Source organism: Chryseobacterium aurantiacum, assembly GCF_003020585.1.
Lineage (GTDB): Bacteria > Bacteroidota > Bacteroidia > Flavobacteriales > Weeksellaceae > Chryseobacterium > Chryseobacterium aurantiacum.
Genome location: NZ_PXUE01000010.1, coordinates 1 through 18,526, shown reverse-complemented (window position 1 = coordinate 18,526; position 18,526 = coordinate 1). Strand labels below are relative to the sequence as shown.

Annotated in this window: 18 protein-coding genes and 2 tRNA genes; 11 read left to right on the top strand and 9 right to left on the bottom strand. The window is 35.7% G+C overall.

Annotated features, from left to right (window positions below; all coding sequences use genetic code 11):
• Window positions 1-24: 24 nt before the first annotated feature.
• Both C7D53_RS20705 and C7D53_RS20700 read right to left on the bottom strand, forming a co-directional pair.
• Window positions 25-219 (bottom strand): bacteriocin, encoded by a 195-nt coding sequence (locus C7D53_RS20705; RefSeq protein WP_106918287.1) that lies wholly within the window; start codon window positions 217-219, stop codon window positions 25-27.
• Between the two features lie 111 nt (window positions 220-330).
• Complete coding sequence (locus tag C7D53_RS20700) at window positions 331-1,479, bottom strand: methionine aminotransferase (RefSeq protein WP_106918286.1); 1,149 nt, start codon at window positions 1,477-1,479, stop codon at window positions 331-333.
• Between the two features lie 306 nt (window positions 1,480-1,785).
• Between C7D53_RS20700 and C7D53_RS20695 the strand changes: the two genes are divergently transcribed.
• The 9 genes from C7D53_RS20695 to C7D53_RS20655 all read left to right on the top strand — a co-directional run bounded on the left by C7D53_RS20695 (window position 1,786) and on the right by C7D53_RS20655 (window position 11,799).
• On the top strand, window positions 1,786-2,325 hold the full coding sequence (locus tag C7D53_RS20695) for a DUF2867 domain-containing protein (RefSeq protein WP_106918285.1): 540 nt from the start codon (window positions 1,786-1,788) through the stop codon (window positions 2,323-2,325).
• Window positions 2,326-2,547: 222 nt separating this feature from the next.
• Window positions 2,548-4,437, top strand: coding sequence for a DNA topoisomerase IV subunit B (locus C7D53_RS20690; RefSeq protein WP_106918284.1), 1,890 nt, complete (start codon window positions 2,548-2,550; stop codon window positions 4,435-4,437).
• Between the two features lie 83 nt (window positions 4,438-4,520).
• Complete coding sequence (locus C7D53_RS20685; RefSeq protein ID WP_106918298.1) at window positions 4,521-4,937, top strand: hypothetical protein; 417 nt, start codon at window positions 4,521-4,523, stop codon at window positions 4,935-4,937.
• Window positions 4,938-4,945: 8 nt separating this feature from the next.
• Window positions 4,946-7,537, top strand: coding sequence for a DNA gyrase/topoisomerase IV subunit A (locus C7D53_RS20680; protein ID WP_106918283.1), 2,592 nt, complete (start codon window positions 4,946-4,948; stop codon window positions 7,535-7,537).
• Between the two features lie 15 nt (window positions 7,538-7,552).
• Entirely contained in the window at window positions 7,553-8,113 is a 561-nt protein-coding gene (locus C7D53_RS20675; protein ID WP_106918282.1) for a hypothetical protein, read from the top strand.
• Between the two features lie 8 nt (window positions 8,114-8,121).
• Window positions 8,122-8,763, top strand: a complete 642-nt coding sequence (locus C7D53_RS20670) for a rhomboid family intramembrane serine protease (RefSeq protein WP_106918281.1) — start codon at window positions 8,122-8,124, stop codon at window positions 8,761-8,763.
• Window positions 8,764-8,793: 30 nt separating this feature from the next.
• The gene (locus tag C7D53_RS20665) at window positions 8,794-9,882 is read left to right on the top strand and encodes a helix-turn-helix domain-containing protein (protein ID WP_106918280.1); all 1,089 of its coding nucleotides are present in this window, start codon (window positions 8,794-8,796) and stop codon (window positions 9,880-9,882) included.
• Between the two features lie 160 nt (window positions 9,883-10,042).
• Window positions 10,043-10,828, top strand: a complete 786-nt coding sequence (locus tag C7D53_RS20660) for an SDR family NAD(P)-dependent oxidoreductase (RefSeq protein WP_106918279.1) — start codon at window positions 10,043-10,045, stop codon at window positions 10,826-10,828.
• A complete protein-coding gene (locus tag C7D53_RS20655; RefSeq protein WP_106918278.1) occupies window positions 10,825-11,799 on the top strand; it encodes an NAD-dependent epimerase/dehydratase family protein in 975 nt (324 codons plus the stop codon). Before C7D53_RS20660 ends, C7D53_RS20655 begins: the two co-directional genes overlap by 4 nt.
• 71 nt (window positions 11,800-11,870) lie before the next feature.
• On the opposite strand, the gene C7D53_RS20650 is transcribed toward C7D53_RS20655, so the two are convergent.
• The 7 genes from C7D53_RS20650 to C7D53_RS20620 all read right to left on the bottom strand — a co-directional run bounded on the left by C7D53_RS20650 (window position 11,871) and on the right by C7D53_RS20620 (window position 18,153).
• Complete coding sequence (locus C7D53_RS20650) at window positions 11,871-13,430, bottom strand: lectin-like domain-containing protein (protein WP_228422458.1); 1,560 nt, start codon at window positions 13,428-13,430, stop codon at window positions 11,871-11,873.
• Between the two features lie 7 nt (window positions 13,431-13,437).
• The gene (locus C7D53_RS20645) at window positions 13,438-14,013 is read right to left on the bottom strand and encodes a hypothetical protein (protein ID WP_106918277.1); all 576 of its coding nucleotides are present in this window, start codon (window positions 14,011-14,013) and stop codon (window positions 13,438-13,440) included.
• Between the two features lie 767 nt (window positions 14,014-14,780).
• Window positions 14,781-15,140: a DUF4180 domain-containing protein gene (locus C7D53_RS20640; RefSeq protein ID WP_106918276.1), complete on the bottom strand. Its 360-nt coding sequence runs from the start codon at window positions 15,138-15,140 to the stop codon at window positions 14,781-14,783.
• Between the two features lie 42 nt (window positions 15,141-15,182).
• Window positions 15,183-16,031, bottom strand: a complete 849-nt coding sequence (gene prmC, locus C7D53_RS20635) for a peptide chain release factor N(5)-glutamine methyltransferase (protein ID WP_106918275.1) — start codon at window positions 16,029-16,031, stop codon at window positions 15,183-15,185.
• Window positions 16,032-16,790 (bottom strand): peroxide stress protein YaaA, encoded by a 759-nt coding sequence (gene yaaA / locus C7D53_RS20630; RefSeq protein WP_106918274.1) that lies wholly within the window; start codon window positions 16,788-16,790, stop codon window positions 16,032-16,034.
• Window positions 16,791-16,794: 4 nt separating this feature from the next.
• On the bottom strand, window positions 16,795-17,496 hold the full coding sequence (locus C7D53_RS20625) for a CPBP family intramembrane glutamic endopeptidase (RefSeq protein WP_106918273.1): 702 nt from the start codon (window positions 17,494-17,496) through the stop codon (window positions 16,795-16,797).
• A gap of 45 nt (window positions 17,497-17,541) precedes the next feature.
• Window positions 17,542-18,153, bottom strand: coding sequence for an L-threonylcarbamoyladenylate synthase (locus C7D53_RS20620; protein WP_106918272.1), 612 nt, complete (start codon window positions 18,151-18,153; stop codon window positions 17,542-17,544).
• A gap of 101 nt (window positions 18,154-18,254) precedes the next feature.
• Between C7D53_RS20620 and C7D53_RS20615 the strand changes: the two genes are divergently transcribed.
• Window positions 18,255-18,327, top strand: a tRNA-Met gene (locus C7D53_RS20615).
• Window positions 18,328-18,366: 39 nt separating this feature from the next.
• Window positions 18,367-18,439, top strand: a tRNA-Met gene (locus C7D53_RS20610).
• Window positions 18,440-18,526 lie beyond the last annotated feature (87 nt).

Genomic DNA, 18,526 nt, shown 5'->3' with positions numbered 1-18,526 from the left:
TTTAAATAAGTTAATCGGATATGATTACGGTCTGCATATTTTTTGTCCGCAATGAGGAGAAATCATAGAACAGCCATTAGCATCAACATGAGATTCGCAGGGTTCAAGATGGGGTGGGCAAAGTACCTGAGCAGGCATACAGTTCAGCATACCTCCGGCAATTGTTTTTAACTCTTTTTTATTCAGCTTTTTTCCTGTTGATAAGATTTTACTTTTCATGATTCTGATTTTTAATAAGTTAATGTTACGAATATATGAAAAGTTTTAATATTAAATCACTGATTGAAGATAAAATACACGTTTAATATCCGTTTATTGTTTCTTTTTTAATTAAACCTTTGAGAGATTTTCAATAGCTCTTTCCAATGTTTCCTGTTTTTTAGCAAAACACAATCGAATCACATTTTCATTAAGCTTATTTTTATAAAAAGAAGAGAATGGTACGCTTGCTACTTTGTGATGAACTGTTAATTCAGTAGCAAAATCAAAATCATTTTTATCTGAAATTTTATTGTATTTCAATGCCTGAAAGTAAGTTCCCTCACAATCCAGGAGATCAAAGGATGTTCCGCTCAGTCCTTTTCTTAAAAAGTCTCTCTTTTCTTGGAAAAACTGATTGAGATGGGTATAATGTTCATCATTTTTCATGTATTCCGCCAGAGCAAGCTGGATAGGAGTATTTACACAGAAAACATTGAACTGATGCACCTTTCGGAATTCATCTGTTAAGATTTTTGGAGCCGCACAGTAGCCTACTTTCCAGCCTGTAACATGGAAAAGCTTTCCAAATGAAGCTACAAGAAGGCTTCTCTCTCGGAGCTCTGGATATTTACAGATACTTAGGTGTTGTTTTCCATCAAAAACAATATTCTCATAGACTTCGTCACTTAAAATAAGGATAGAAGTTCCTTTTACCAGTTGAATAAGTTCCTGGAGGTCTTTTTCCGTTAATATTTTTCCGGATGGATTGTTGGGGTTGTTAAGGATGATCATTTTGGTTTTGTCACTAATCAACCCTTTTACAGCAGTCCAGTCAATTTGATAATCAGGAGCTTTCATTTCAAATCGTTTCACAATGCCGCCAAAAAGCTCCACAGTAGGCTCATAGCAATCATAGGCCGGTTCAAAGATGATCACTTCATCCTCTTTCTTGATGAATGCTGCAATGGCTGTAAAAATAGCTTGGGTTCCTCCTGCGGTAATGGTTATTTCCGAGTCAGGATGGTAGGCTGTTTGATGACTGTTTTCAATTTTTCTTGCAATTTCCTCTTTCAAAGCAATCATTCCTCCCAATGGAGCGTATTGGTTGAAGCCTTTCTTGATAAAATGGTCTACATGATTCAGAAGTTCGGGATCCGGCATGAAATCTGGAAACCCTTGGGATAAATTAATGGCTTCATTTTCATTAGCCAGCTGTGTCATTTGACTGAAAATAGTAGTTCCTACATTGGAAAGTTTAGACAAAGGAAGTTGTATCATAAAAACGATTTTATGAAGCCGAATTTAATGAAATATTTAAAACATTTTTGAATTTATTAGAGATTTTAAAAAAGCTTGGAGCTAAGAGTGAATAAAGGAGTAAGCATTTTAAGAGGAAAAGAGGAAAAATGAGACCTCTTATGGAAACCGGCTTGATCTGTAAAACAACTAAGAATTTTTAAGTAATCATTATTCAGAAAACATGACTTTTAAACAAACGTTTAGAAATGGCTGTTTTTTACTTTCTATTATCTTCAGGGATGCTTACATTTGTTAGAGAGATACCCACATTAAAACCCAATAAACATGAATATTAACAAGATTGAACTTCCTGAAAAATCAGTTTTATCCAAAGAAAAAGAAAACTTTGATTATATCGATAGTTTTGAAGGAAAACTAGCAGATACGGATCGTACTATTAACATTTCTGATGTGGGTAAGGCTTTCTTTGCGAGCAGTCCAAAATGGGGGAAGAAAATGTTTGCATTCAGAAATAAGGTTGTTTCATTGTTCGGATTGAAAACCGGTACAGAAAAGGACGCCGTAAAGGCTCCAGAAAACTTCACATACGAAGTGGGTGAGCGTGTAGGGCTTTTTAAAATATTTGGTAAAACAAGTAACGAGATTATTTTGGGAGAAGATGATAAACATCTGGATTTCAGAGTCTCTCTTTTGTTTGATAAAAATATAGACCAGAAAGAGGCCAATTTCATTACCATTTCCACGACTGTAAAATATCATAACTGGCTGGGAATATTGTATTTTCTGCCTGTTCGTCCTTTTCACAAACTCATTGTTCCTGCCATGCTGAAAAATATGATAGTTCATTTGGAAAGCGGAAAGTAGTTTTTTAGGCTAAATTTCTTTATTGCCTTTATGATTGTCAACCAGCTCTATATATAGAATAAATCGGGGCGGGAACGCTTGCTTATTATTCTTAAATTATTTAAGTCCACTTTTTTGATAGATCCATACTCATTTAGGGATGAATGTTGATAAAAAAATGAACTTTAAAATTCGGATAATTTTGTACAATTTCGTACTTTTGTATGTTTGCTGAAATCATATATGTCACAAGAAATAAATCCAACCTACTCCGAAGATAATATCAGAACCCTCGATTGGCAGGAACATATCCGCCTGCGTCCCGGCATGTACATCGGGAAACTGGGTGATGGTTCTTCCGCGGATGATGGTATCTACATTTTACTTAAAGAAATTCTGGACAACTCGATAGATGAGTTCAGAATGAGATCCGGAAAAAGAATTGAAATAAAACTGGACGATGGCAAGGTTACCATTCGTGACTTCGGTCGTGGAATCCCGTTGGGGAAAATGGTAGATGCTGTTTCCAAAATGAATACCGGAGGTAAGTACGACAGTAAGGCGTTTAAAAAATCTGTCGGACTGAATGGGGTAGGTACAAAGGCTGTAAATGCTCTTTCTGAGTATTTCAGGGTACGTTCTTTCCGTGACGGAAAGATGAAGGCAGCAGAGTTTTCCCGCGGTATGATCCAGGAAAACTTTGATGAAAAAGAAACTTCTGACAGAAACGGAACGGAAATTTCATTCGTTCCCGATGGAGATATATTCCTGCATTTCAAGTATAGAAAAGAGTATATCGAAAGAATGCTCCGTAACTATGCCTATCTGAATCCGGGACTGAAAATACTATTCAACGGAGAAACTTATTTTTCTGAAAATGGTCTTAAAGACTTGTTGGAAGAAGAATTGGAGAGCGAGATTCTGTATCCGATTGTTCATTTGAAAGAGGAAGATATTGAAGTGGCGATTACCCATTCTGATAAATCTCAGACAGAAACCTATTTCTCATTCGTAAACGGACAGAATACAACGCAGGGAGGTACCCACCTGAATGCTTTCCGTGAAGCCTATGTGAAGACAATCCGTGAATTTTTTAATAAAAGCTTTGATGCTTCCGATATTAGAAAATCTATCATTGCAGCAATTTCCATCAATGTTGAAGAACCGGTATTTGAATCTCAGACCAAAACAAAGCTGGGATCCAACGATATGGGACCTAATGGCCCTACCGTAAGAACTTTCATTATTGATTTTCTTAAAAGCAAGCTAGATAACTTCCTGCACAAGAATCCTGAAATTGCAGAGGCCATTCAAAGAAAAATACTAATCTCAGAAAGAGAAAGAAAGGAGCTTTCCGGAATCCAGAAACTGGCAAGGGAAAGAGCCAAAAAAGTATCTTTGCATAATAAAAAACTTCGTGACTGCAGACAGCATTATAACGATCAAAAGGCCGAAAGAAAAGGAGATACTCAGATCTTTATCACCGAGGGAGATTCTGCATCAGGATCTATCACAAAGTCCAGAGATGTAGAAACACAGGCTGTATTTTCATTAAAAGGTAAGCCTCTGAACTGCTATGGTCTTACGAAAAAAGTAGTATACGAAAACGAAGAATTTAACCTTCTTCAGGCTGCTTTAAATATTGAAGAAAGTCTGGAAGATCTTAGATATAATCAGGTAATCATTGCAACCGATGCCGATGTGGATGGGATGCACATTCGTCTGCTGATGATCACGTTCTTCCTTCAGTTTTTCCCTGATCTGATCAAGAATAATCACCTTTATATTCTTCAAACCCCTTTATTCAGGGTTAGAAACAAAAAAGAAACAAGGTATTGCTATTCAGAAGCAGAAAGAGTAAAAGCGTTAAATGATCTTGGTAAAAACCCTGAGATTACCCGATTTAAGGGATTAGGGGAAATTTCTCCGGATGAATTTAAACACTTTATTGGTAAAGATATTCGTTTAGAACCCGTTGTAGTAGGGAAAGATCAGACCATAGAGCAGTTACTGGAGTTTTACATGGGGAAAAATACCCCGGACAGACAGGCTTTTATCCTTGAAAATCTAGTGGTAGAAGACGATACTGATATTGATAAAAAACAAATCTTGAATGACGTGGACAGTTTATAGACTGACGACAACATAAGAATCAAATGAGATTAAGTAACCGTAATAAAATATCAGTTTATAATTCTTTAAGTTCCCTGCTGCTTATGATAGTAGTATTTGGAATACTTGGATTTCTGGCTAATAAGTACAGGTTTAATGCATTGGGAAATGAGAGTTATTTGCTTATTATTATTCCCGTATTAATGCTGATTGTTTTTTATATTAGTGGAAGGCAGATCTTTGAATATGACAGTGACGGAGAAGCATTGAATTTTAAAAACAGGAATATTATTCCCTTTTTAAGCCATCCTCTTCATGACGAATTTCCAAAATATAAACTGATAAAATATGATGTAATCAGTATTCTCTTTATCAAAAGATTATACATTACACTTTCAAGTAAGAATAGTGGTTCTACTATACTAAAGTACCAGATTTCCTACTTGAGCAGAAAAGAAGTAAATGATTTAAAACTCTCTCTGAATAAAGTTGTGAAAGCAAATAAGGAGAAAAAAGATTAATATAACAGATGACGACAGAAGAATATTCGCATGAGGGTGAAAGCTTAAAGAAGGTTTCCGGTCTTTATAAGGATTGGTTTCTGGATTATGCTTCCTATGTAATTCTGGATAGGGCTATTCCTTCCGTATATGACGGGTTGAAGCCTGTACAGCGAAGAATCATGCACTCTATGCGGGAACTGGAGGACGGCCGTTACAATAAGGTGGCCAATATCGTGGGAAATACCATGAAGTACCACCCTCACGGTGATGCCTCCATTACAGATGCCATGGTACAAATCGGTCAGAAAGAATTACTGATAGACACTCAGGGAAACTGGGGGAATATCTATACAGGAGACTCTGCAGCGGCAGCAAGATATATTGAGGCCAGATTGACCCCTTTCGCTCTGGAAGTAGTATTTAATCCTAAAACAACCGATTGGACAAAATCCTATGATGGAAGAAACAATGAACCTATTGATCTTCCGGTTAAGTTTCCTTTACTTCTTACCCAGGGTGTAGAAGGAATTGGGGTAGGACTTTCCACAAAAATACTTCCACACAACTTCAATGAGTTGATTAACGCATCTGTAGCCTATTTAAAAGGAAAGAAATTTGAACTGTATCCAGACTTTTTAACAGCCGGATATCTGGATGTTTCCGAATATAATGACGGTCACAGAGGGGGCAAGGTAAGAGCCAGAGCAAAAATTACTCAGACAGACAAACATCTGTTGGTGATCTCGGAACTTCCTTATTCAAAAACGACAAGTGATCTTATTGACTCTATTTTAAAGGCTAATGAGAGAGGAAAGATCAAGATCAAAAAGATTGAAGATAATACTTCTGATAAAGTAGAAATTCTGGTTCATATTCATAATGATGTTTCTCCGGATAAGACCATTGATGCTTTATATGCATTTACCGACTGTCAGGTAACCATTTCTCCAAATGCGTGTGTGATTGTAGGAGATAAACCGATGTTCCTGAACGTTTCCGAGATTCTGAGAATGAATACAGATCACACGGTTTCATTGTTGAAAAAAGAGCTTGAAATAGAACTTCATGAACTTCAGGAAAGCTGGCATTTTTCATCCCTGGAAAGAATCTTCATTGAAAACAGGGTCTATCATGATATCGAAGAGGTGAAAACCTGGGATGATGTCCTGAAAACAATTGATGCAGGATTGAAGCCTCATACCGGACATCTTTTAAGAGCCGTTACAGAAGAGGATATATTAAGATTAACAGAAATCAGAATCAAGAGAATTTCAAGATTCGATTTAGATAAATTTAAAGAAAATATTGCCTCTCTTGAAGGCAAAATAGAGCAGGTAAAACACCACCTTGCCAATCTGATCACGTATGCTATTGACTATTATTTAAATATTCAGAAGAAATACGGAAAAGACAAGCAAAGAAAAACCGAACTTAGAATTTTTGATACCATTGATGCTACTAAGGTTGCTGTTGCCAATGAGAAATTCTATGCCAACTTTGAAGAAGGCTTTATTGGTACCTCATTGAAAAAGGATCAATATTTATTCGACTGTTCGGATATTGATGATATTATTACTTTCAGAAAAGATGGTAGTATGAAGGTGGTAAAAGTGGAGGCTAAAACATTCATTGGAAAAGACATCCTTCATGTTGCTATCTGGAAGAAAAATGATAAGAGAACGGTATACAATATGATCTACCGTGAAGGAAGAGAAGGACCGTTTTATATGAAGCGTTTCTCTGTAACAGGAGTTACAAGAAATACAGATTATCCTTTGGCTTCTGATAAAAAAGGTTCAGAAACACTGTATTTTTCAGCCAATCCTAATGGAGAAGCGGAAACTGTAACAGTACTTTTAAAGCCAAACCCAAGAATCAGAAAGAATAAAATGGAGATCAACTTCTCTGAGCTTGCCATTAAAGGACGTGATTCTAAAGGAAATCTGGTGACCAAATATGCTGTGAAGAAAGTAGATATGAAAGAGGAGGGAGTCTCTACACTCGCTCCAAGAAGAATCTGGTTTGATGATACAGTAAGAAGACTGAATGCAGATGCAAGAGGAACATTATTGGGAAGCTTTAAAGGAGATGACAAGATCTTGACAATCAATACCAATGGTGAAGTGAAGCTTGTTTCATTCGATTTAGGAAACCGCTTTGATGATGAATACCTGGTTCTTGAAAAATGGAGACCTGCGCAGCCTATTACCTGCATCTATTACGATGGAGAAAAGGACATTTACTTTATCAAGAGATTCCTGCTAGAAAATACGGTTAACTTACAAACCTTTATGCCTTCAGAACATCCAAAGTCATTCATAGAAAATGTAATTATCTCCAATAACGTTACCGCAGAAATCATTTTTGCAAAAGATAAAGGCAAAGAACGTGATCCGGAAACCATCAATATCGATGAATTTATTGCAGTAAAAGGGATAAAGGCAATCGGAAACCAGTTTACAAAATTCAAGGTAAAGACCATTAATATTACGATTCCTGAACCTATAGAAGAAGAACCTGAAGTTTATGAAGAACCTGAACCAACAGGGGATATGGATGAAGACGGAGGTATCATCGGGGATCTGTTTCAGGGAGGCGGAGATAGTGAAACCGAATAAAATCAACCCAGATCCATGAAAAAAAACGTATTTTCCACCTTATTGCTAATTGCCTTATTGAGCCTTTCGTGCAAAGAAAAGAAAACAGTAGTAACAAAGGTTGTCACCACAGAATCAAAGGTACCTGCCCATACTTATGATAGTATTCAGGGAGATAAAGAAGAAGGGGATGATGGAGGAAAAAGCGATCTGGATTATGAAGTGTTAGATGCTCATAGCTTTAAGAAATGGAAAGGAGAGTACTTCCTTGTATATAAAGACTATGCAGGAGAAGGAAATGCCGTTATTAAAGTGAAATTAAAACTGGATGATCCGGAATCCAGTAATTTGTGGATTTGGTGGGAAGCTCCCCATGAAAAGAATAGCGATACCATCAGTATATTTGGAAGTTTTGGTAAAGCAGACAATACAAATACCAAAATTAAGTTTTTACCGGAAGTTGAAGCCGGGGATGGCAGAGGAATGGAAGAAGACTATTTCCTGTACGAGAAAGACAATAGGTTTTATATCAAATCAGGAATGATTCCGTCCGAAAATGATGAAAGGAAAAAGCTTCCGATTCAAAAATTAAAATAAAAAATCAGATGAGTATAGTAGTTTTGGTTATCATGGCAATCACCTGTATCTTTAGTTACATGGGATTCAATAATACCAGTTTATTCGAAAAATATAAATTCAATGTTGGAGCCATTGCCCACAAAAAAGAATATATAAGGTTAATCAGTTCTGCATTTTTGCACGCAGATTTTATGCATTTGTTTTTCAATATGCTTTCCCTCTATTTTTTCCAGGGAGTGGTGATCCATTTTTTTGGAGAAATAGGGTTTTTAATCATTTATTTCGGGTCAATGATTTTGGGTAACCTATTCAGCTTGCAGATTTATCAAAAGCAGCCTTGGTATTCCGCAATCGGAGCATCAGGAGCCGTTTCAGGTATTATTTTTGCTTCCATAGCGATGGCCCCGAATGAAATTAGCGTCAACTTTTTACCGGGATGGTTATTTGGAACCCTGTATTTCGGATATTCAGTATACATGATGCTAAATCCTAAGCAATGGGATAACCTTGGGCATGCTGCACACCTTGGAGGTGCCTTTTTCGGACTTGTTTACTCTATAGTAATGCATCCGCAGCTGGCAATGAGCAATTTGTTCTACCTTGGAGTAATGTCACTTCCATTGATTTATCTGGGCTATCAGATCTTTGTCAGGAAACGAATAGGATAAAAACTATTTTTAATTAAAATATCAAAACCAATGAACACATCAGAATTCAATAGTTTCATCGTGATACTTATCTATGGTTCATTGGTTTTGCTTTCTTTATTAAAGCTTGCCAACCCTTTAAAAGTTAACAGAAAAGCTAATTTTTGGTTTGGAGTCTTTCTTTTCCTATGGTCCACATTTTGGATGGACGAGGTGCTTTTCCTGATTACTGGTTCAGTTATTGAATTTCATTCCCTGTTTCTCATAAGATCTATACAATATCTGACCCCGATCTTTTTCTACCTAAGTGTATTATTCTATACCAACCCGTCCTTTAGGTTTAAAATAACAGACTTTAAATTTTTACTGCTGCCCGCAGCATTTTTAACCTGCCTTATATTAGTAAGACTTGGGTATAAGAATCCGTTTGAGTCTCTGGCTATTATTCTTATTTTAGTTCAGGCTCTGTTTTATACAGGACTTTCCTACATTACTATCAGAAAACATCAGCGAAAAATCCAGCAGTTTTCTTCCAATACAGAAGGAATCGATCTGAATTGGCTGGAATATATTATTCTGGTGCTTTTTGCCGTGAATATTATCTATGTAATTTATAATCTGTTTTATGATCCAAAATCATTGAACTTCTTTATTAATACCGTTTTTTTACTTGTTGTATACTGTGTGGGTTACTATTCCCTGAAAGAAAAAGAGATCTATCCCCTGGAAGAAAAGCAACGTGAAGAACTCATTTCCATTAATGAAGACTCAGATTCAGAAGACGTAAAAAGAAAACTGATTTCTGATGGAGAGCTCCTAAAAATTAAAACCCAACTGGAAGAGATAATGGACATCCAAAAACCTTATCTTGATAGTGAGCTGAACCTTATTAAACTGGCTGAAATGTTATCCGTTTCTACCCATCACTTATCCTATGTCATTAATTCAGGCTTCGGAAAAAACTTTTTCCAGTACATCAATGAATTTAGGGTAGAATATGCTAAAGTTCTTTTAAAGGAGAGCGACAGCAAATTATCAATTTTAGGGATCGCTTTCGAATCAGGATTCAATTCTAAAACCTCATTCAATACAACTTTCAAAAAACTGACCGGGCAAACCCCGTCCGAGTTCAAAAAATAGGTTCCGATTTATAAAGTTTTACTTTTTTATAATATTTAATTAGTTGATTTTTAATTAATTGAGTGTTTGTTGTTTTCAGTTGAAAAATAGGTTCGTTCAGATAATTCGGAACATTAAAAGCCTATTCCTACGATAGCTTTGTACTGTAAAATTTAATCTTATGGATACTCAGGAATCGTACGCAGTAGTTACAGGAGCCAGCCAGGGCCTAGGAAAAGCATTTGCTGAAAATCTGGCAATGAAAAACATTAATGTTATTTTGGTAAGCCTTCCGAACCAAAACCTAAAAGAGCTTTCCAGAGAGCTTGAAGAAAAATATCAGATAAAGGCACATTATTATGAAGTAGATCTTTCCGTTAATCAAAATGTGTTGGAGCTTACAGAATGGCTTAATTCCTCTTTCAATATCCATATCCTGATCAATAATGCAGGGCTTGGAGGAACCAAAAGATTTACAGAAGCAAGCTCAGATTACATCAATACAATTCTACAGGTTAATGTAGCGGCAACCTCACTCATTACTCATCAACTTTTGCCCAATTTGCTAAGACAACCCAAAGCATATATTTTAAATGTTTCCAGTATGGCTGCCTTTTCTCCAATAGGATTTAAGACCGTTTATCCCGCAACAAAAACCTTTATTCACTCATTTTCAAGAGGGCTGCATGAAGAATTAAAAGATACCAATGTTTTTGTAAGTGTTGTAAACCCCGGAGCTATGAAAACAAATGCCGACGTCTGTAAAAGAATTGAAAAGCAAGGCTTTTGGGGTAAAATGACCCTTTTAAATCCGGATAAAGTAGCTTCCCGATGTATTCAGCAATTATTTAAAAAAGATTCCGTAATTATGGTGAATCCGATAAGCTGGTTGGTAATGAAGATAGTCCCGATATGGATTAAGCTTCCCCTGATGACCCAGGCCATAAAAAGAGAGATTGAAGCATGAAAAACGTTTTTGTAACAGGAGCTACAGGACTTCTGGGAACCAATGTTATTATTAAATTATTAAAAAATGGTTATACTGTTATTGCTCTGGTGCGCAAGAAAAGCAACTATGTGGGCAAGGAAAATGAAAACCTGAAGCTGGTGGAAGCAGACCTTTCATCCGATCTCTCCATGTTTCTTAGAAAGGCTGACTGTGTCATTCATATTGCTGCCGAAACACGACAGGACTTGCTCAGCTATGATGCTTACAGAAAAGTAAACTATGAAATAACCGCAAGCTTAATGATTCAGGCACAAGCTTGTGGGGTAAGAAAATTGATATTCATTAGCTCTGCCAATACATTAGGATATGGAGATGAAAAACAGCTGGGAAATGAAGAAAAACAACAAAAGTATCCTTTTACAAAAATATTGTATGCACAAAGTAAACTTGAAGCTGAAAATTTTCTTTTAGAAAACAGTAAGAACATGGATGTTATCATTCTGAATCCTACTTTTATGATTGGAGCTTACGATACCAAGCCAAGCTCTGGAAAACTCATTTTCTGGGCCTGGAAAAAGAAAGTGGTTCTATATCCAAAAGGAGGAAAAAATTTTGTTCATGTAGAAGATGTAGCGAATGGAGTAGTGGCCGCTATAGATAAAGGAAATCACGGGGAAAGATATCTTTTGGCTGGTGAAAACTTAAGCTACAGAGATTTTTTCAAAAAGATAAACAGAATTACAGATCAGAATCCCGTGATGCTTCCCATTCCCAATAAAGTTTTGAATGTTCTTGGGCGGATAGGAGATTGCTTGAGAATGTTAAAAATAAAGACAGGAATCAGTATCCCCAATATGAAAGCGCTGCAGATCTGTAACTATTATTCCAGTCAAAAATCGGTAGAAAAGCTGGGTATTCAGTATCGCGCCATTGATAATGCCATAGAAGATGCTATTCATTATTTTATTAAAAAAGATAAACAGAAATAGGTGATAATGCAAAAACCAGCCTTTAAAAGCTGGTTTTGTTTCGTTTAATTGTTAGTATTATCTGGTTTCTGTTAACGAGGATAATCTATTTTTTGTGTTACATTTTTATTAGAAATAACGCAGGCTTTACTACAGTTATTGGAGCTTGAGATATTAACCTGTATCAGTGCCGGCATTGATCTGTAGTCTTCATTATTGTAGGGACTTTCGGTTCCGTTTCTGCCACCACCTTTAATATCATATCTTATTTTAGCCGTTCCGGTAAATCCATTGGCAGGCTTGAAAGAAACTTTCCCTGTTGAGGGGTAATAGGTCCACGTACCTTCGCTGTTGGTATAAACGCCGCCCACTATATTGGGAATCACAGCCCCATTGATATCTAAAAATCGGAATGAATTAAAATCAATATTGTTATAAGATGGTGTCGGTGGATTTTGACCATTGATGGAAGAATAGGCAACATCATTAAGTAATGGAGCGTACATGGATTTTATCTTTGGACATCCCGCAAATAAATCATCCGTTACTTCAGCAGCATAAGGTTTGCTAACTCCTAAATTCTTTAATAAATGAATGTTTTTGGCATCCCCTGTTGATGCCGCAAAACCAATTCTGAAAGTTGCAGGAGGAGAAGTATCCAATGTTCTTACCTGATTATTCTGTGTTGCATTTTCTGTATATTTCAAGGATGTAGGATAATAGTAATTATCAATAATTTTTTCCTTAACATCCCCATGTTGTATTTCTAAGGTCACATTATAACCACCGGATGGATTAGGAACTAATGTTACAAACGCTTTTCGATATCTCACATCACTGTCACTTGGTGGAATTGTACTTCCGCCACTCTCTATAGTGAATTGTTTGAAATTTGAATTTTGAGTAGCAACATGCTTTCCTGTTTGAACATCCAGATATACTGAACGATTACTGCTTGATGGAGCCGTATTGGTTGCCGTACTGTAAAGCAATGGATAACCATTGTATCCTGCCGGCTCAGAAGACGAAAGATATTGATTACCACGTTTTCCCCTTAAAGTTACATTACTTCGCCAATTGGCTATTGAAACATCAGATAGTCCATTCCTTGTTCTGTCTCCCTGACGAAATCTCGTTTTAAAATTTCCAAACTCATCCAATCCAATTCCCAGATAGGCACCTCTTAAGCCCTCTAAATTTCCTCCTTGATTAGAGTTTCTCAGAACAAAAGTATACCCTAAACCTCCTCCAAAATATCCAAGATTAAGTTGATCTTTAGGAATTGACCCATCTACTAAGAATATTGATATACCATCTCCACCATTAGAATCTCCACCATAAATTGCATATTCAAATTCAAACTTAATCCCCTGATTACTTTTAAATATTTTGTCCGCCAATATCACTCCTCCGGAAGTATTGGTTACATTTCGGGTTAATCGTAAACCATCGGTAGTAAATGTAGCATCATTCTGAACCCCACTTGTGGATACTTTATAAGCCTCTTGTGGCTGCAATCCCTGTGTAAAACTTACGAAGTACGGATAACCTGTCCCTTGTTCATTCTGTGCTGAAATATGTTGAGAAAAAATAAACAGTAAAAAAATAAACAAAAATCTTTTATGTTGTATAATTAGGTTGCTCTTTATCATAGCTTACTTATTTTACAACAAAAACAATATTAATAAAAGAACAATCTGTGGCAGCAGCTCTCACATCATAAGTCATTACACCAGAATCTGAAATCGAAATATTACTGAATACATTAGGATCAGCATCAGTTACATAGTAATAAAGATCTTTGTTCGATGGGAAAAATGGAATAGAAGCAGGAGCGCTTGTGCTTTTTGCTTTTGGAGAGCCAAATTGGTTCTTATATAGAGTATATAAATCCTTTGTTTGACTATTTGCATTTTGCGATGTATCGAAAGAAACACTCGGCATATAAAACATCTTAACAGCATTGTTACTAATGCATAACCAATCCGGAGCAGTAGGAGTCCCAATATTTTGACTCAGGCACTTTTTGTCCGTATCATAAATAAGAAGAGAGTTTGCCGGCTTAGCTATCGCATCTCTTTTTGCTGTAGTAAGCCTAGGGATTAGCATTCCTTTATTTTGGCTATAAACATCTAAAGCCGCACTTTCGTCAGGATTAGGAATGTTAATCCCTACCTGGGCATGTGCAGAAATGCTAACTAAAAAAATCGAAATTTGTAAAAGAAAAATTTTCATTGCTTGTGAATTTATTTGTGTGTTAATAATAGTTGCTAACAATAATAAGCACTAAAAATACCTACAGTACCTTTAATTTTTTTTGATGGATATTGTTTTTGATTTTCGGATCACCTATTGATCTAGGAAATTGATAGATCTATCAACTTCTTTGAAAATAATGAATTGTCAGGTTGTGAGCATACAAGAATAACGTCAATAAAAACAAGCGTTTTTATTGTTATAATGCTATTTTTATTATGCTGATTTTGCTAAGAAATTCAAATGTGATTAGCAAATAATGGCTACGTCGAAATCGTAGTTGTAGTATCTAAAATAATGATATTCATAATGCTTGTGTTTATGCAAAAATATGAATAAATTATCTTGTTTTGTCACTTTCTGTAAATTAAATTTACATTGACTTAATTTTTAAGCTAATATTAGATTTTTGGTTATTTTTATTATTTATATAATAATTTTTGTAGTTTTATTTTTATGCAATGGAGAGTCTGAACGAGTTGAATAATTTATTTTCTTTGATATTTTAACTTTAAAATGTTGATTTGATGGAGATAAAATATGATTCAATAGAGTATTGTATCCACAAAATTCTACACCTGCTTTTTTATAAATCTACTTTTTATTATACCATAAAAAGCTAACCCATATTCAAAAAAATGGTTGAAGTTGGAATGATATGAAGAACGGATTTTTAGAGTATTAACTTACCCAACAAAATGATGATGAGGAAAACCTGCAACAGGCTATAATCTTAAAAAAAAAGGCTATTTTAAGAAGTTTTCCAGCGCATCTTCCAATGTTTCTACAAAATTGACATGTCTGGCTTTATTGCTTTCAAAAATAAAATCTTTCATGCTTTTACTTTCATACTTGCTGAAATCACCTATAATGGCTAATCCAATGCGGTAATTGGAAAATTTCTGCAGAATTTCCCCGGCAATTTTAGTTTTTAAATCAAAGAAATCCGGGGTAATATCTTTCTCATAGACAATTAATTTGTCAAAGCCCTGGTAATAAATATCTCCCATTATATCCAATCCATCCTGCGCCGATTGAATTATTATTTCATCAGAAATTATTTCGGCAACTTTTATATTGCTGATATGGTGTGATTTAATGATCATGTTTTCAGTGAAATGGTTTTGTTGTATGGAAGACAAATTTACTTATTTCTTTCCGCAGATAAATCTGTCATTTTCAGATAAATCCTTTACGAGTTGAGCGTTGGAAAAGTATGTATACAAGTCTAGGGTTTCGGGTCCAAGTTTTTGGTTGATTTCTAAAAATAGAAGGCCATTATCATTTAAATGATCCTTGGCATCTTCTGCAATCTTTCTGTAAAATATTAAAGCATCAGAAGTAGGAGAGAAAAGCGCCATTTTAGGCTCAAACTCTTTCACAGACTCAGCTATTTCAACTTCTTCCTCAATCCCGATATAAGGTGGGTTTGAGATGATAATATCATACTGTTCAGTTAATTTCAAACTAAGGTAATCCCCATGAATAAATTGAACCTCCAATTGATGATAATCCGCATTTCGTTGAGCTGTTTTTAAAGCTTTTTCAGAAAAATCTATTGAAGAAACATCAGCATTCGGAAAGTGCTTCTTTAAAACCAAAGGAATAACACCACTGCCGGTTCCGATATCCAAAATTCTCAATCCCTGTTCTTTATCCTTCAGTCCCTGAATCTCACGGATGGCTATTTCAAGCAATTCTTCAGTTTCGGGGCGAGGAATCAGAACATTTTCATCTACGAAGAATTTCATTCCATAGAATTCAGTTTCACCCAAAATCTGCTGATATGGCTTTCCGGTCTTTAATTCGGAAACCAGATTATAAAGTTGTTTCTCATCATCTGTTAAAAGTTCCTGTTCAGGTGATCTTCTCTGCTGAAAGTTATCGAAACCCACCATTTTATGAATGAACAGAGATGATAAAAAAGCGCTTTCCGACTCTGTATAAAGGTCGGAAAGTTCTGCTTTAAAATATTTTTTATAGGCTGAAATTGTCATTTATCTTGTGAAAACCAGTTTTGTATCAGTAGACTTCTCTTCATCAATTATATACCTTTCGTAATTGAAAGCTTTTACATCATCCAGTGTTTTTGCATTGGTTTCTGCACAGAACCTTACCACAAGCCCTCTTGCATGCTTTGTATAAACAACAATAGTTTTCAGCTTACCGTCTTTCAATTCATAAAAATCAAAGTCAATTACTTTGTGGTTTAATTTCTTCCTGTCGATTACTTTTCCATACTCATTGCTAGCCAGATGAAGCAGAACTTCACCTTTTTTCATTTCAGAATTTAGTTGTTCTGTAATCTTTTCTCTCCAGAATTCATATAGGTTTTTGTATTGCTCAAACTCAAAATGACGACCCATTTCAAGCCGGTACAGCATTACTTTATCAGATGGTTTTAATAATCCGTATAATCCGGAAAGAATTCTGTAGTTTTTCTGTAAATAGTCTATGGCATTTTTGTCAAGTGTCTTTGCATCCAATCCTCTGTATACTTCACCTGTGAATGCAAACATAGCCGGCGCAGACTCCTTTGCGGTAGGTTTAGATTTCCATCTTTGATTTCTTTCCCAGTTTTCATCAGCCAGTTTAGGCGATATTTCCATCAGTTCGGAAAGATATTTTGGAGATTTTTCTTTTAAGTAAGAATGTATAAATGCTGCATCTTCAATGAATTTCGGAGTAGTGGACTTCAACAGGTCTGTTGAATTTTCTACGTTCATTAATTTTGCAGGAGATGTTATAATTTTCATAATGTTAAAATACAGATAAGTGTTTAAGATCCATAAAGTTCATGATCATCAGAGATATAAAATCAAACATAAAGTGGCAGATGATCAGAATTTTAATATTTGAATATTTTTTATAAAACATAGCAAAAATGGCTCCAATAAAGAAAGGTACTACAACCTGACCTATTGTTCCGTAGGTGCTGTGAAGAATTCCAAACAGTAATGCAGACACCACAACTCCCAAGAGAGGGCTGCTGTATATTTTCTCAATTCTGGGCTGTATGTATCCCCGCATCAAAAACTCTTCTACAATGCCCGCTGTAAGGCATGTTAAAATAATTAAAAAATAATTATTCTTAAAAATTGAGGTAAGCTGAAGGAGCTTATTACTGATTTTTTCCTGTAACAGGAATTGAAGCGAGGCATTGATAAACGCTCCCCCTATTGCACAAATCAAGTATAAGCAGATCACAGCTTTTATATAGAATCCAAGGGAGTATTTCTTTTCATCCTTTAGTAGAAAAGATCCTTTTTCAAAAAAGTATGAATACAAAAATACGATGAGCAGAACACTCCAGATGGCTAGTCGGCTTAGAAAAAAACTATTTGCCGTAATACTTTTTATTCCAGTAAACATTCTGATAACAGGAAAAATATACAGCATTACCGCAGCCAAAAGAATAAAAGTGAGTAAGATTCCTATAGAATATTTCCCGTTAATCCCCATAATCCTAATTCCGTCTATCGTAAACCTTAAATTCTAAACCCTAAACTAAATAATTCCTTTTCCCTGACGGATGATTTCCGGCTCCCCTGAAGTAAGGTCTACAATAGTTGAAGCTACATTATCTCCATATCCTGAATCAATAACAATATCTACAAGATGATCATATTTCTCAGCAATAAGCTCAGGATCTGTAGAATATTCTATGATCTCATCATCATCGTGAATAGATGTTGATGCAATAGGGTGCCCCAATTTCTCAACGATAAGCTGTGGGATAGGATGATCAGGAACACGAATACCAATTGTTTTGTGTCCTTTATAAGCCAATGGCAAACTTTTATTAGCCTCAAGAATAAATGTAAACGGACCCGGAAGATGACTTTTCAGAAACCTGAAAACAGAAGTGTCAATAGGTCTTGTAAAGTCGGAAAGATGGCTCAAATCATTACAGATTATAGAGAATTTTGACTTTTCCAGTTTCATTTTTTTTAGTTGGGCCAGTTTTTCCATGGCTTTTATATCAAAAATGTTACAGCCTAGGGCATAAATTGTATCTGAAGGATAGATAATCAGTCCGCCGTTATTTAATGTTTTAATAACCTCATTCACAAGATTTTCCTGAGGGTTGTCTGGGTAAATTTTTAATATCTTTGCCATAGAACAAAGATACAAATAATAAAATAGTTTCTGTAAAAGTCCTTTATTTAAAAGAAAAATTAGGATTTGTAAAAAATATTTGTACCTTTGCAATCCAATATCGCGGGATGGAGCAGTAGGTAGCTCGTCGGGCTCATAACCCGAAGGTCATCGGTTCGAGTCCGGTTCCCGCTACTAAGTTAAGTGTCTTCGGTAGACACTCTAAAAATACACCGCGGGATGGAGCAGTAGGTAGCTCGTCGGGCTCATAACCCGAAGGTCATCGGTTCGAGTCCGGTTCCCGCTACTAAGTTAGTGCCTTCGGTAGGCACTCTAAAAATACACCGCGGGATGGAGCAGTAGGTAGCTCGTCGGGCTCATAACCCGAAGGTCA

What these genes read in the sequence shown, in the direction of transcription:
- C7D53_RS20685 (WP_106918298.1), top strand. Translation starts at nt 4,521, where the DNA reads ATGATAGTAGTATTTGGAATACTTGGATTTCTGGCTAATAAGTACAGG.
- prmC (WP_106918275.1), bottom strand. Translation starts at nt 16,031, where the DNA reads ATGACAATTTCAGCCTATAAAAAATATTTTAAAGCAGAACTTTCCGAC.
- C7D53_RS20700 (WP_106918286.1), bottom strand. Translation starts at nt 1,479, where the DNA reads ATGATACAACTTCCTTTGTCTAAACTTTCCAATGTAGGAACTACTATT.
- C7D53_RS20675 (WP_106918282.1), top strand. Translation starts at nt 7,553, where the DNA reads ATGAAAAAAAACGTATTTTCCACCTTATTGCTAATTGCCTTATTGAGC.
- C7D53_RS20645 (WP_106918277.1), bottom strand. Translation starts at nt 14,013, where the DNA reads ATGAAAATTTTTCTTTTACAAATTTCGATTTTTTTAGTTAGCATTTCT.
- C7D53_RS20690 (WP_106918284.1), top strand. Translation starts at nt 2,548, where the DNA reads ATGTCACAAGAAATAAATCCAACCTACTCCGAAGATAATATCAGAACC.
- C7D53_RS20650 (WP_228422458.1), bottom strand. Translation starts at nt 13,430, where the DNA reads ATGATAAAGAGCAACCTAATTATACAACATAAAAGATTTTTGTTTATT.
- C7D53_RS20660 (WP_106918279.1), top strand. Translation starts at nt 10,043, where the DNA reads ATGGATACTCAGGAATCGTACGCAGTAGTTACAGGAGCCAGCCAGGGC.
- C7D53_RS20640 (WP_106918276.1), bottom strand. Translation starts at nt 15,140, where the DNA reads ATGATCATTAAATCACACCATATCAGCAATATAAAAGTTGCCGAAATA.
- C7D53_RS20655 (WP_106918278.1), top strand. Translation starts at nt 10,825, where the DNA reads ATGAAAAACGTTTTTGTAACAGGAGCTACAGGACTTCTGGGAACCAAT.
- C7D53_RS20665 (WP_106918280.1), top strand. Translation starts at nt 8,794, where the DNA reads ATGAACACATCAGAATTCAATAGTTTCATCGTGATACTTATCTATGGT.
- C7D53_RS20620 (WP_106918272.1), bottom strand. Translation starts at nt 18,153, where the DNA reads ATGGCAAAGATATTAAAAATTTACCCAGACAACCCTCAGGAAAATCTT.
- yaaA (WP_106918274.1), bottom strand. Translation starts at nt 16,790, where the DNA reads ATGAAAATTATAACATCTCCTGCAAAATTAATGAACGTAGAAAATTCA.
- C7D53_RS20670 (WP_106918281.1), top strand. Translation starts at nt 8,122, where the DNA reads ATGAGTATAGTAGTTTTGGTTATCATGGCAATCACCTGTATCTTTAGT.
- C7D53_RS20680 (WP_106918283.1), top strand. Translation starts at nt 4,946, where the DNA reads ATGACGACAGAAGAATATTCGCATGAGGGTGAAAGCTTAAAGAAGGTT.
- C7D53_RS20695 (WP_106918285.1), top strand. Translation starts at nt 1,786, where the DNA reads ATGAATATTAACAAGATTGAACTTCCTGAAAAATCAGTTTTATCCAAA.
- C7D53_RS20625 (WP_106918273.1), bottom strand. Translation starts at nt 17,496, where the DNA reads ATGGGGATTAACGGGAAATATTCTATAGGAATCTTACTCACTTTTATT.
- C7D53_RS20705 (WP_106918287.1), bottom strand. Translation starts at nt 219, where the DNA reads ATGAAAAGTAAAATCTTATCAACAGGAAAAAAGCTGAATAAAAAAGAG.